This is a genomic window from Saccharothrix sp. NBAS 001 (genome assembly GCF_056640475.1).
On the sequence record NZ_CM153251.1, the window covers coordinates 5129794 to 5142553 of the forward strand.

The following is a 12760-nucleotide window of genomic DNA, read 5'->3' on the forward strand; positions in this document are numbered from 1 at the left end:
GTGATCTTCCTCGGCATCATGCTCGCCGCGATCGGGGTGTCGACCCTGATCTGGCGCGATGCCGACCTGATCGGTCTGCCGCCGGTCGCGGTCGGCATCGCGCTGCTCATCCTGGCCGCCGGCTCCATCACGATGGGCGTGACCCGGCGCAAGCGCCGCCGGATCGCCCGGGGCGAGCCCGAGCCGGTCGGCTCGGTGATCGACCGCGCCAAGGCGCTGCCCCGGCTGCTGCGGGCCCGCAAGGCCTACGGGCTGCCCACGACCCGGCTGGCCCAGTGGGGCTTCGCGATCGTCTACCTGGTGTCGCCGATCGACGTCCTGCCGGAGTTCCTGCCGCTGATCGGCATCACCGACGACGCGGGCGTGGCGGTGTGGCTGCTCACCAGCCTGTCCACCGCCGCCGGCCAGTACCTGAGCTGGGAGCGGTCAAAACAGCAGCACCGCCAGCCCTAGCGCGGCCAGCACGTTCACCCCGGTCGAGGCGGCGAACACGCCCACCGGGCGCCACCCGGCCTGCTTGAGCGCGCCCGCGCGGAACTCCAGGCCGATGCTGACGAACGCCAGGATCAGGAACCACGTCCGCAGGTCGTTCACCACGCCGATGGCGGCCTTGCCGGACGGCACGTTGGCCAGGTAGACGGTCGCGAGGACCGAGGTGGCCAGGAACCCGAGCACGAACTTGGGGAACCGGTCCCACAGCTGCCGGCCGGCCGACACGCCCACCGGCTTGCGCTCAACCTTCAGCGCGAAGTACGCCGTCAGCGCCACCGCGACCACGCCGAGCAGCGCGTTCTGGGTGACCTTGACGATGGTGGCGATCTGCAACGACTCCTCGCCCGCCAGCGTGCCCGCCGCCGTCACGGCAGCGGTCGTGTCGATGTTTCCGCCGATCCAGGCGCCGGTGACGCGCGGGTCGAGCCCGAGCGCGGTCGCGGCCAGCGGCAGGACGAAGATCGACGGCAGCGCGAAGACGATCACCAGCGACGCGCTGTAGGCGAGCTGCTCCTTCCTCGCCTGCACCGCCCCCGCCGCCGCGATGGCCGCGCTCACCCCGCAGATCGCCACCGCCGCCGACAGCAGGGCGCGCAGCTTGTCGTCCAGGCCGAGCCGGCCGCCCAGCCACCAGGAGAACCCGAACACGACGCTGATCAGGATCACCGACTGGATGATCGCCGGGCCGGCGGCGGAGGCGATCACGCCCAGGTTGATCGACGCGCCGAGCAGCACCAGACCGGTCTTGATGAAGAACTCGGTGCGGAAGCCGCCGGACAGCCTCTCCCGGACGCCGGTCGCGCTGAGCACCGCGTTGCCCAGCAGCCCCAGCAGGATCGCGTAGATCGGGAACTCGACCGACGCGCCGACCCCCTCCAGGCCGGTGCCCTTGGTCAACCTGGGCACCGCCCCGGACAGGTAGCGCGCCGCCCACGACAGCACGAGCACCACGAGCACGCCCAGAGCGGCGTGCAGCAGCGGTTTGCGGGTCTGCTCCGAGGTCGTCATCACGGCACCAGCCCCGGGGTGATGACGCCCGCCAGGGCGAGCGCGAACAGCGCCAGCCCGACGACCACCGCCAGCCAGTCCTCGCTCAGGCCCTTGCGCGCAGGTTGTTCGCCCATCGCTCACGCTCCACGATGCGGGACAGCAGAGAGCCCCGAACGCTAGCGAGGGCAACGGGAAGCGTCACCGGCTCCCAGGATGTGGGAGTTCGCGAACGCCGACCAGCAACGTCGTGACGGCCGCCATGATCCGTCCGGTCGCCTCGTCCAGCACCTGTTTGGTGGGTTCCAGCCCGTACAGGTCGGACAGGTCGACCGGCGCGCCCGCCACGACGTGCACCTTCCGCCACGGCCGCGGCACGAACCTGCCCGGCGGCAGCAGCCGCTGCGTGCCCCACTGGGCCACCGGCACGACCGGCGTGCGGGACTCCAGCGCGATCCGCGCCACCCCGTTCTTGCCGCGCATCGGCCAGCCGTCCGGGTCGCTGGTGAACGTGCCCTCGGGGTAGACGATCACGCACTGGCCGTCCTCCAGCGAGTCGCGCATGGCGTCCACCGCCCGGCCGGCGCGCACCGTGCCCCGGTCCACCGGGATGTGCTTGCCGCCCGACATCACCCACCCGAGCACCGGCACCTTCCACAGGCTCGCCTTGGCCAGGTAGCGCGGCACCCGGCCGGAGGCCAGCGTGAACGCGGTCAGCGTCACCGGGTCGGCGAAGGACAGGTGGTTGGACGCGAGCAGCACCTTCCCCTCGCGCGGCACGTGCTCCCCGCCCGCCATCCGCACCCGGACGAACACCACGACCAGCGGCCACAGCAGGTCGATCGCCACCGAGTACCAGAACCCCCTGCCCCGCCTGGGCAACCTCGGGGTCAACGCCACCATCCGCGTGAAGCTCACACCAGGATCTTCGGTCATCGGCACCGGCCGGTTCCAGCGGCCCACCGAACCGGTGCGGACGACCGTGATCGCCGTTCGGCTAGGGTCCCTTCCCGTGACCGGGTCCATCGGAACTCGTGCGGCGGACGGCCGCATCACCGTGCTGCTCGTCGAGGACGACGAGGGCGACGCGGTGCTGGTCGAGGCACTGCTGGAGGAAGCCCGCGCGAACGTCGACCTGCGTCGCGTGCGGACGCTGCGCGAAGCGGTGCCCCTGGTGCCCAGGGCGGACTGCGTGCTGCTCGACCTCGGCCTGCCCGACACCACCGGGCTGGACGGCCTCGACCGGCTGCTCGCGCTGTCCTCCCCCGCCGCGATCATCGTCCTGACCGGACTGGACGACGAGCGCCAGGGCGAGCGCTCGGTCGCCGCGGGCGCGGAGGACTTCCTGGTCAAGGGCCAGGTGGACGGCTCGGCGCTGCTGCGCGGGATCCGCTACGCGGTCGGCCGCAAGCACGCCGAGGAGACCCAGCGGCAGCTGCGCGACGAGCAGCTGCTGGCGTCGGAGAAGACCCGCCTGGAGCGCGGCCTGCTGCCCTCGCCGATCCTGGAGCGCGGCCAGGGCCTGGGCCTGGACTTCCGCTACCAGCCCGGCGGCAGCCGGATGCTGCTCGGCGGCGACTTCTTCGACGTCGTGCGCACGCCGGACGGCACGCTCCAGGCGATCGTGGGCGACGTGTGCGGGCACGGCCCGGACGAGGCCGCGCTGGGCGTGTTCCTGCGCATCGCCTGGCGGGCGCTGGTGCTGGCCGACCAGGAGCCGTCCCGGGTGCTGCGCACGCTGCACGAGATCCTGGAGCACGAGCGGCACCAGCCGGGCCTGTTCACCACCGCGTGCATGGTCACCGTGTCGCCCGACCGGCGCTGGGCGCGGATCTACCTGGCCGGCCACCCGGAGCCGATGCTGCTGGTCGGCGACCGGGTGGTGGAGCTGCCCCGGGACCGCGCGGGCCTGCCGCTGGGCGTGCTGCCGGACAGCACGTGGAGCGGCCTGGACGTGCCGCTGCCCGCCGGCTGGTCGCTGCTGCTCTACACCGACGGGCTGGTGGAGGGCCGGGTCGCGGGCGACACCGAGCGGCTCGGCTCGGAGCGGCTGATCGAGCTGATCGGCCGGGTCACCCGCACCAGACCGGACTGGCGCAGCCACCCCGAGGGGTTGCTGGACGAGCTGATCTCGCGGGTGAAGGAACTCAACGGCGGGGAGTTGGACGACGACATGGCCGTGCTGCTGATCTCGGACGAGGGCTGATGGACTACCGCACGCGGTGGCCCGCGAGCCGGCTGCTGATCGCGTCGGTCACCCTGCTGATCATCGTCTGCGCGGGCGCGATCGGCGGGGTCGCGGTCGCGCTGGCCGGCCTCACCGACGCCCGCGTGCTGCTGCTGGACCAGGTCGGCCCGGCCCGGCGGCACGCGCTGGAGCTGGACACCGCCCTGATCGACCAGGAGAACGGCGTGCGCGGGTTCGCGCTGACCGCCAGCGAGGAGTTCCTGCACCCCTACCAGAACGGCCTGCGGGCCGAGCAGGACGCGCTGCGCAACGCGCGCAACGCGATCGGGACCGTGCGGCCGGACCTGGCCGCGCAGGTGGACCGGATCGGCAGCCTCGCGGTGGGCTGGCGGGTCGGCTGGGCCGAGGCGGTCATCGCCGAGGTCCGCTCGGCGGGCGAGCCCCGGGCCGACCAGGTCGACGCGGCGCGCGGCAAGGAGCTGTTCGACACCGTGCGCCAGGCGGTCGGCGAACTCCAGCGGGTGCTCAACGAGGAGTCCGCCAAGGCCCGCGCCGACCTCGACGCGGTCGCCGACCAGGTGCTGTACCTGGTGATCGCGCTGGGCGTGCTGCTGGTGGTGATCATCGCCGGGGTGGCCGCGGTGCTGCACCGCATCCTGATCCGGCCGCTGACCGCGCTGGCCGCGCAGGTGCGGCAGGTGTCCTCGGGCGACTTCGCGCACGAGGTGGAGACCGGCGGGCCGCGCGAGACCGTCATGCTGGGCCAGGACGTGGACGTGATGCGGGCCCGCATCGTCAACGACGTCGAGGAACTGCGCCGGTCCAACTCGGAGCTGGAGCAGTTCGCCTACGTCGCCTCGCACGACCTGCAGGAGCCGCTGCGCAAGGTGGCGAGCTTCTGCCAGCTGCTGGAGCGCCGCTACTCGGGGCAGCTCGACGAGCGGGGCGAGCAGTACCTGCGGTTCGCGGTGGACGGCGCGAAGCGGATGCAGGTGCTGATCAACGACCTGCTGGCGTTCTCCCGGGTCGGCCGGATGATCCGCGAGCACGTGCCGGTCGACCTGGACGAGACCGTCGCCCAGGTGCTGGACAGCTACTCCGAGGTGATCGAGCGGACCGGCGCGACCGTCGTGACGCCCGAGCTGCCGACCGTGCGCGGCGAGGCGTCGCTGCTGGGCGGGGTGTTCGGGAACCTGATCGGCAACGCGCTGAAGTTCCACGGCGAGCAGCCGCCCGAGGTGCGGATCGCGGTGGAGCGGACCGGCGACCTCTGGACGTTCACGATCAGCGACAACGGCATCGGGATCGAGCCCGAGTACGCTGAGCGGATCTTCGTGATCTTCCAGCGCCTGCACCACAAGGACGACTACCCCGGCACGGGGATCGGCCTGGCCATGTGCCGGAAGATCATCGAGTACCACGGCGGCACCATTTGGCTGGACACCGGTCAGGACGCCGGCACCACCTTCAAGTTCACCCTGCCGGTAGTAGAGGACTCCGATGAATGACTCGCTGAACGTGGTCGACGTGCTGCTCGTCGAGGACGACCCGGGCGACGCGCTGATGACCCAGGAGGCGTTCGAGCACCACAAGATCCGCAACCAGCTGCACGTGGTGCGCGACGGCGTCGAGGCACTGGAGTTCCTGCGCCGCGAGGGGGTCCACGCGGACGCGCCCCGGCCGGGGCTGATCCTGCTCGACCTCAACCTGCCGAAGATGGACGGCCGGGAGGTGCTCGCCGAGGTGAAGGCGGACGCGGACCTGCGGACCATCCCGGTGGTGGTGCTGACCACCTCGGAGGCGGAGGAGGACATCCTGCGCAGCTACAACCTGCACGCCAACGCCTACGTCACCAAGCCGGTGGACTTCGACCGGTTCATCGAGGTCGTGCGGCAGATCGACGACTTCTTCGTGACGGTGGTGAAGCTGCCCCGCTAGCGGTCCGGGCCGAACGCGGCCAGGAACGTGCGCACGGCCTCGTCGGCGAACCGGTGCAGTTCGTCGGCGGTGAACGGGTCCGGGTCGAACATGGCCCGGTTGAGCGGCACGGCGAGCGCCAGCCAGACGAACTGCTGCGCGGCCAGCAGCGGGTCCGGGGCGGTCAGCCGGCCCTGGTCGGCGAGCTGGGCGAAGCGGTGCGCCAGGCGCTCGTAGCCGCGTTCCGGGCCGGAGGTGTACCAGGCGCGGGCCAGGTCGGGGAACCGGTCGGCCTCGCCGATCACCACCCGGCGCATCCGCACCAGGTGCGGCCGGGTGACCACGGTGACCAGCCGGTGGGCGATCTCGCGCAGGTCCGCCTCGGGGTCGGTGCTCTCCGGCAGCCGGTCGAGCACGGCGTCCGACCGCTGCTCGCCGGCCCGGATGTCGGCCGTGATGATCTCGGTGAACAGCCGTTCCTTGTCCGCGAAGTGCTTGTAGACGGTCTGCTTGGAGACTTCGGCGAGCGCCGCGATCTCGTCCATGGTGGTGCCCTGGTAGCCGTTGCGCAGGAAGACCGCGCGGGCGGCGTCCAGGATCGCCCGGCGCTTGCGAGCCGATCTCGTCTCCTCCATGGGGCGGCACAGTACTGGACGGACCAGTACCAGTCCCAGTACTGCACCGTCCAGTTTCGAGTCGGGACGTTCGCGCCCGGACGGCGCGGGCCGAGCGGTCCGGTCAGGCCGAGTAGTGCAGCACCCCGTCGTGCTTCGCCGCGGTCAGCAGTCCTCGGCGGACCAGGACGTCCAGGTGGGCGGCCGTCTCGCCGGTCGCCAGCACCCGGTTGAACAGGTCGAGGTCGTCGAACCGGCGCTGTCGGCGGGTCCAGCCGATCCCGCGCGCGGTCTCGTGGGCGGTGCGGGTGCCCGAGCCGACCGCCGCGAAGGTCGCGGCCAGGCGGTCCTCGTGGTGGGCGAGGAGTTCGTCCACCCGGGCGTGGCTGGAGTCGGTCACCGGGCCGTGCGCGGGCAGCAGGCGCAGGTCCGGGTAGGAGCGGACCAGGCGCAGCGAGTCCAGGTAGTCGCCCAGCGGGAGCTGCGGCCGGGCCGGTTCGAACCCGATGGACGGCGTGATGTGCGGCAGCACGTGGTCGCCCGCGAACAGCAGCGACGACTCCACGTCCACGAACACCACGTGCCCCCTGGTGTGGCCGGGCGTCGGCAGGACGCGCAGGACGCGCTTCTCCAGCGCCAGGTCGGACTCGGTGAGCCACTCGTCGGGCTCCTCGTAGTCCAACTCCTCGTCCCGCACCGCCGCCCACGCCTCCCGCCACGGCGGCACGAGGTCGGCCGCGCCCCAGGAGACGAGGTCCGCGAACCGCTCGTCCCGGGAGCGGGCGAGCACCCTGGTCAACGACGGCTGCTCGCCGAGGCCGAGCGCGACCTTGGTGCCGAACCGGCGGCGCAGGCTCACCGCCATCGTGTAGTGGTCGCGGTGGACGTGGGTGACCAGGAACCGCCGGATGTCGCCGAAATCGCGGCCGAGCGCGGCCAGGGCGGTCTCCAGCGCGGCCTCGGCCTCGGCCAGCGCCCAGCCGGAGTCGACCAGGACGAGCCCGGAGCCGTCTTCGACCGCGTAGACGTTGACGCTGCGCAGTCCGTCGTTCGGCAGCGGCAGCGGGATCCGGTGCACACCGGGCGCGACCTCGAAGACTCCGGGTTCGGTCCACTCCATGCCCGGATACTACTTCTCGGTAGCCTCGGCGAGTTCCGGGTGCTTGTCCAGGTAGCCGCGCACGAACGGGCACTGCGGGACGACCGCCAGGCCGCGCTCGCGGACGTCCAGCAGCGCCTGCTTCACCAGCTTGCTCGCCAGCCCCTTGCCCTCGATCGCCACCTCCGTGTGGGTGAAGGTGATGCGGCCGGGCTCCAGGACGTACTCGGCGAACCCGCCCAGCTCGCCGTCGAGGAAGACCTCGAAGCGCGATTCGGCGGTGTTGTCGGACACGGTCACGTCCACGTCGGATTCCACTCTCGGGATTCCCTTCAGGCTGCGCGATGGCTCTCCTGGTGGTCAACGCCCGCCGGGCGGCCCGGAATTCCGCGCGGGAACTCCGGGCCGCCGGGCGGGTCGGTCAGGACCGGCGGCGCACCACGATCAGGTGCTGCGTGGCCCGGGTCAGCGCGACGTACCGCTCCGCCGCCGTCATCCGCTCGGGCTCGACCACCACGACCGTGTCGAACTCCAGCCCCTTGGCCGCCCTCGGCGTGAGCGGCCCGTCGACCGAGATCACCGCGAACGTGCCGGCGTCCGCGCCCAGCCGGGACACCACCGCCAGGTCGTCGACCAGCATCTCCACCGGCGGCTCGCCGCGCCGCACGGACGTCGGCAGCTCGGCCGCCGGGTCGACCTCGGCCAGCGCCTCGGCGGCGTAGCGCATGATCGCCGCCGGGGTCCGGTAGTTGACGGTCAGCCGCCGGTACACCCACCGGGTGTGGACGTGGGGCGCGAGCAGCGCGTCCCAGGACCGCGCCCCGGCCTCGGCCTGCCGCTGCGCCAGGTCGCCGACGATGGTCATGGACCGGTTGGGGCTGCGCCGCATCAGCACCCGCCAGTCCATTTCGGACAGTTCCTGCGCCTCGTCCACCACGACGTGGCCGTAGGTCCACTCGCGGTCCGCCTCGGCGCGCTCGGCGACCGTCCGGTGGTCGCGCGCCTCGTGCCGGTCGGCCAGCCACTCGGCGTCGACCAGGTCGACGGCCCGCAGCTCCTCCTCGTGCATGGCCGCGTCGGTGTCGATCACCTCCAGCACCCCCCTGGCGTACTCGACCTCGCGGGCGCGTTCCCGCGCGGCGACCCGCTCCGCCTCGCCCGACGTGCCGAGCAGTTCGGCCGCCTCGTCCAGCAGCGGCACGTCGGACACCGTCCACGCGCGGCCGTCGGCGCGGTACAGCTCCGGGTAGCCCAGCGCGAAGCAGCGGCCCTCGTACAGGTCGGCCAGCAGGGTGCGCGGGGTCAGCGGCGGCCACAGGGCGTCCACCACCTTGGCCAGGTCGGCGCTGGCCGCCAGCTCCCGCCGCACGTCGACGGCGAGTTCCGGCCAGCTCTCCCCGATCAGCGTCAGCGCGGGCACGACCAGCGCGTCGGCCAGCGCGTCGTGGAACACCCGGCGGGCCTCGTTGTGCCGCAGCCCGGCGGTGCGCGCCCGCTCGCGCGCGACGGCCGCCACCGCCGCGTCCACCAGCACGGTCACGTCCTCCAGCTCGACCGGCACCGGCTCGTCGGGCAGCTCCTGCCGGTCCGCCACCGCCTCGGCCACCAGCCGGACCGCCGACCGCCCGCCCTTGAGCCCTTGCAGCTCCGGGGTGTCCTCGCGGGTGGTCCGCACGCCGGGGAACAGCTCGCCCGGCGCGGCGAACACCACGTCGGTCTCGCCGAGCGAGGGCAGCACGTCGCCGACGTAGCGCAGGAACCCCGGGTTGGGCCCGACCACCAGCACGCCCTGCCGGGACAGCCGTTCCCGCTGGGTGTAGAGCAGGTAGGCGACGCGGTGCAGGGCGACGGCGGTCTTGCCGGTGCCGGGGCCGCCCTCGATCACCAGCACGCCCCGGTGGTCGAGCCGGATCACCTCGTCCTGCTCGGCCTGGATGGTCGCCACGATGTCCCGCATGGTGTCCGAGCGGGGTGCGTTCAACGCGGCCAGCAGGGTCGTGCCGTCGAACCGGAGTTCGTCGTCGTGGAAGCTTTCCAGCACTCGCCCGGCGGTGCGGAAATGCCGCCTCCGGACGAGTCCTTCCGGGTGCGCGCCGGTGGCCGTGTAGAACGGTCGGGCGATCGGCGCGCGCCAGTCGGTGAGCAGCGGCCGGTAGTCGTCGGCGGGGTCGAGCAGACCGACCCGGCCGATGTAGGTGCGCTGCCCGTCGGCGTGGTCGGTGCGCCCGAAGCACAGCCCGCGATCGGCCACGCTCAGGCGGCTGACCTGGTCGGACAGCGTGCGGACGGCCACCTCGCGGTGCCACCGCTGCTCGTCCGGGTCGAGCAGGGCGGCGTCCAGCTCGGCTTTCGCGGCGGCCCGTTCCAGATCGAGTCGATCGTATAGCGAAGAGATTCTTTCTTGTTCCGTGGACAATTCCCCTGTTGCCACGCTTGCCCCCTGTGATACACTGGGTTATATCGCTGCCACCCATTTCGGGTGAGGTAACCCCTATTTGTATCACAAGGGCGTCCGAGCGCGCGACCCCATTCGCTCGACCACCTTTTTTCGGCAATCGGCGAACAGGTGCGCGCGCCGCGGTTTCAGCCGGCCACCGGGACCCGCTGGCGGCGCAGCGGCACGATCAGCGGGGTGCCGGTCTCCGGGTCCGCTATCACCCGGCAGGGCAGCCCGAACACGTCCTCCACCAGCTCCGCGGTCACGATGTCGGCGGGCCGGCCCTGCGCGACGACGCCCTCGCCGGGCTTCATCGCGATCAGGTGGGTGGCGTAGCGGCACGCCTGGTTCAGGTCGTGCAGCACGGCGACCAGCGTGTGCCCGCCGTCCTCGTGCAGGTCCGCGCACAGGTCCAGCACCTCGACCTGGTGCGCGATGTCCAGGAACGTGGTCGGCTCGTCGAGCAGCAGGATCGAGGTCTCCTGCGCCAGCACCATGGCCAGCCACACCCGCTGCCGCTGCCCGCCGGACAGCTCGTCCACCAGCCGGTCGGCCAAGTCCTGCACACCGGTCAGCCGCATGGCCCGCGAGGTGGTCTCCTCGTCCTCCACCGACCACTGGCGCAGCAGCCGCTGGTGCGGGTACCGGCCGCGCGCGACCAGCTCGCCGACGGTGATCCCGCCGGGTGCGATGGAGGTCTGCGGCAGCAGGCCGAGCCGCCGCGCGACCTCCTTGGAGCGGTAGGCGGAGATCGCCTGCCCGTCCAGGTAGACGGTGCCGGCGCGCGGCTTGAGCATCCGCGCCAACGCCTTGAGCACGGTGGACTTGCCGCACGCGTTGGGTCCGACGATGACGGTGAACGACCCGTCCGGGATCGCCACGTCGAGCGCGGAGGCGACCAGCCGCTCGTCGTAGGCCAGTGTGAGGTTCTCCGCGTGCAGGCGGGTCGTCATCGCCCGTTCCCCTTTCGCCACTCATGGGCCAGCAGCCACATCAGGTACAGACCGCCGATCGCCCCGGTGGCGATGCCGACCGGGAGCGGTGTCGTCGGGAACAGCCGTTGCACGGCGAGGTCGCTCGCCACCAGCAGCAGCCCGCCGGTGAGCGCCGAGGCCACCAGTCCCGGGCCGGGCGAGCGGGTGAGCCGCCGGGCGAGTTGCGGCGCGGCCAGCGCCACGAACGTGATGGGGCCCGCCGCGGCGGTCGCGACGGCGGCCAGCCCGACGCTCAGCGCGATCAGCGCGAGCCGGGTCCGCTCCACGTCGACGCCCAGGCCGGTGGCGGCGCTGTCGCCCATCTCCAGCAGCGCCAGCCGCCGGGACAGCCACAGCGACGCGGGCAGCAGCACGGCGAGCACGGCGGCGACGACCTGGACGTGGTCCCAGCCCCGGTTGTTGAGGTTGCCGACCAGCCACCCCTGCGCGGCCAGCGCGCCCTCCAGGGTGGCCCGGGTGATCAGGTAGGAGTTGGCGGCCAGCATCAGGGCGCTGACCCCGATGCCGACCAGCACCAGCCGGAACCCCTGCACGCCTTGGCGAAAGGCCAGCAGGTAGACCGCGGCGGAGGTCAGCACGCCGGCGACGGTCGCGCCCGCGGCGATGGCCGCCAGGCCGCCCTGGAACAGCACGATGACCGCGATCGCGCCGGTCGACGCGCCCTGGGTGAACCCGATGATGTCGGGGCTGGCCAACGGGTTGCGGGACAGGCTCTGCAGGATCGCGCCGGCGAGCGCCAGGCCCGCGCCGACCAGCAGGCCGGTCAGCAGCCGGGGCATCCGCAGGTCGAACACGACGAACTCGGACAGCCGGTCGCCCTGCCCGACCAGGGTGGCGACCACCTCGCCGACGGTGAGCGGGAACTCGCCGCCGACCATCGTGGCGACGGTGGCGGCGGCGAGCAGCGCGACCAGGCCGAGCCCGGCGACCAGGCCGCGCTCGCCGACCCGGACGCTCACCGAGCCGTGCGGTCGGAAGGTGATCACCGCAGCGCCGGCTTCCGGCGCCGGCACAGCGCGATGAACACCGGCGCGCCGAGGAACGCGGTGACGATGCCGACCTCCAGCTCCTCCGGGGCGATGACGACCCGGCCGACGACGTCCGCGCCGAGCAGCGCGATCGGCGCGAGGACGGCGGCGAAGGACAGCACCCAGCGCTGGTCGGTGCCGCCGAGGGCGCGGGCGGCGTGCGGCACGGCGAGGCCGACGAACCCGATGGGCCCGGCGGCGGCGGTGGCCGAGCCCGCGAGCACCGTGATGGCGAGGATGGCGAAGCCCCGGATGCGGTTGACGCTCGCGCCGAGCGCGCGGCCCGCGTGGTCGCCGAGCGCCAGCACGTTGAGGCCGCGCGCGAGCGAGCCCGCGATCAGCGCGCCGGGCACCACGAGCAGCGAGATCTGCCAGTTGATCTCGGCGGTGCGGCCGGCCAGCGAGCCGACGTTCCAGTGCCGGAACGAGTCGAAGGTGTGCGCGTCGAGCAGCAGGACCGCGGTCACGTAGGCGAACAGCACGGCGGTGAGCGCCGCGCCGCCGAGCACCAGCCGGTCCGGTGTGGCGGCGGCCCGGCCGGTCGCGCCGAGCAGGTAGACGACCGTGGCCGCGCCGGCGGCTCCGGCGAGCGCGAACCACACGTACCCGGCGGGCGCGGTGATGCCGAAGAACGCGATGGCGGTCACGATCGCCGCCGCCGCGCCGAGGTTGACGCCGAGCAGGCCCGGGTCGGCCAGGGGGTTGCGGGTCAGCGCCTGCATGAGCGCGCCGGCCAGGCCGAGCGCGAGGCCGACCAGGACGCCGAGCACGGCGCGCGGCAGCCGGGAGTCGCGGACGACGGCGGCGTCGGCCGAGCCGTCGTCGCGCAGGAGCAGGGACCAGGTGTCGCCGAAGGGGATGCTCTTGGTGCCGATCCACAGGCTGAGCAGGAAGACCAGTCCCAGCACCCAGACCAGCACGATGAGCGCGGTCGCCCGCGCGCCGTCCCGGCTCACCCCCCACCTCCCTGGTGTTTAGGCAAGGCTAACCGAATGCCCGTCGA

At 72.7% G+C, this 12760-nt stretch carries 13 protein-coding genes; 4 read left to right on the top strand and 9 right to left on the bottom strand.

Translation table 11 applies throughout. The annotated features are described in order from the left end of the window. Positions 1–453, top strand: coding sequence for a YkvA family protein (locus AC0HI0_RS21140; RefSeq protein WP_480934104.1), 453 nt, complete (start codon positions 1–3; stop codon positions 451–453). Here AC0HI0_RS21140 and AC0HI0_RS21145 read toward each other — a convergent pair. Further along, entirely contained in the window at positions 427–1500 is a 1074-nt protein-coding gene (locus AC0HI0_RS21145) for a YeiH family protein (RefSeq protein WP_480934105.1), read from the bottom strand. The genes AC0HI0_RS21140 and AC0HI0_RS21145 overlap by 27 nt on opposite strands. A 180-nt stretch (positions 1501–1680) precedes the next feature. Next, complete coding sequence (locus AC0HI0_RS21150) at positions 1681–2382, bottom strand: lysophospholipid acyltransferase family protein (protein WP_480934350.1); 702 nt, start codon at positions 2380–2382, stop codon at positions 1681–1683. Positions 2383–2491: 109 nt separating this feature from the next. On the opposite strand from AC0HI0_RS21150, the gene AC0HI0_RS21155 reads away from it, so the two are divergent. The 3 genes from AC0HI0_RS21155 to AC0HI0_RS21165 are packed head-to-tail and all read left to right on the top strand — an operon-like array spanning position 2492 to position 5605. Further along, positions 2492–3685, top strand: a complete 1194-nt coding sequence (locus tag AC0HI0_RS21155; protein ID WP_480934106.1) for a PP2C family protein-serine/threonine phosphatase — start codon at positions 2492–2494, stop codon at positions 3683–3685. Then, entirely contained in the window at positions 3685–5175 is a 1491-nt protein-coding gene (locus tag AC0HI0_RS21160) for a sensor histidine kinase (RefSeq protein WP_480934107.1), read from the top strand. The genes AC0HI0_RS21155 and AC0HI0_RS21160 overlap by 1 nt, the downstream gene beginning before the upstream one ends. Then, the gene (locus AC0HI0_RS21165) at positions 5168–5605 is read left to right on the top strand and encodes a response regulator (RefSeq protein WP_480934108.1); all 438 of its coding nucleotides are present in this window, start codon (positions 5168–5170) and stop codon (positions 5603–5605) included. The genes AC0HI0_RS21160 and AC0HI0_RS21165 overlap by 8 nt, the downstream gene beginning before the upstream one ends. Here AC0HI0_RS21165 and AC0HI0_RS21170 read toward each other — a convergent pair. The 7 genes from AC0HI0_RS21170 to AC0HI0_RS21200 all read right to left on the bottom strand — a co-directional run bounded on the left by AC0HI0_RS21170 (position 5602) and on the right by AC0HI0_RS21200 (position 12713). Continuing rightward, complete coding sequence (locus tag AC0HI0_RS21170) at positions 5602–6219, bottom strand: TetR/AcrR family transcriptional regulator (protein ID WP_480934109.1); 618 nt, start codon at positions 6217–6219, stop codon at positions 5602–5604. The two genes, AC0HI0_RS21165 and AC0HI0_RS21170, sit on opposite strands and share 4 nt — an antisense overlap. Positions 6220–6322: 103 nt before the next feature. Beyond that, entirely contained in the window at positions 6323–7318 is a 996-nt protein-coding gene (locus tag AC0HI0_RS21175; protein ID WP_480934110.1) for an MBL fold metallo-hydrolase, read from the bottom strand. Between the two features lie 9 nt (positions 7319–7327). Beyond that, complete coding sequence (locus AC0HI0_RS21180; RefSeq protein ID WP_480934111.1) at positions 7328–7615, bottom strand: GNAT family N-acetyltransferase; 288 nt, start codon at positions 7613–7615, stop codon at positions 7328–7330. Positions 7616–7718: 103 nt separating this feature from the next. Beyond that, positions 7719–9728 (bottom strand): UvrD-helicase domain-containing protein, encoded by a 2010-nt coding sequence (locus AC0HI0_RS21185; RefSeq protein WP_480934112.1) that lies wholly within the window; start codon positions 9726–9728, stop codon positions 7719–7721. 152 nt (positions 9729–9880) lie between these two features. Next, complete coding sequence (locus AC0HI0_RS21190; RefSeq protein ID WP_480934113.1) at positions 9881–10687, bottom strand: ABC transporter ATP-binding protein; 807 nt, start codon at positions 10685–10687, stop codon at positions 9881–9883. Further along, a complete protein-coding gene (locus AC0HI0_RS21195; RefSeq protein ID WP_480934114.1) occupies positions 10684–11715 on the bottom strand; it encodes a FecCD family ABC transporter permease in 1032 nt (343 codons plus the stop codon). Before AC0HI0_RS21195 ends, AC0HI0_RS21190 begins: the two co-directional genes overlap by 4 nt. Next, on the bottom strand, positions 11712–12713 hold the full coding sequence (locus AC0HI0_RS21200; RefSeq protein WP_480934115.1) for an iron chelate uptake ABC transporter family permease subunit: 1002 nt from the start codon (positions 12711–12713) through the stop codon (positions 11712–11714). Before AC0HI0_RS21200 ends, AC0HI0_RS21195 begins: the two co-directional genes overlap by 4 nt. Positions 12714–12760: the final 47 nt, after the last annotated feature.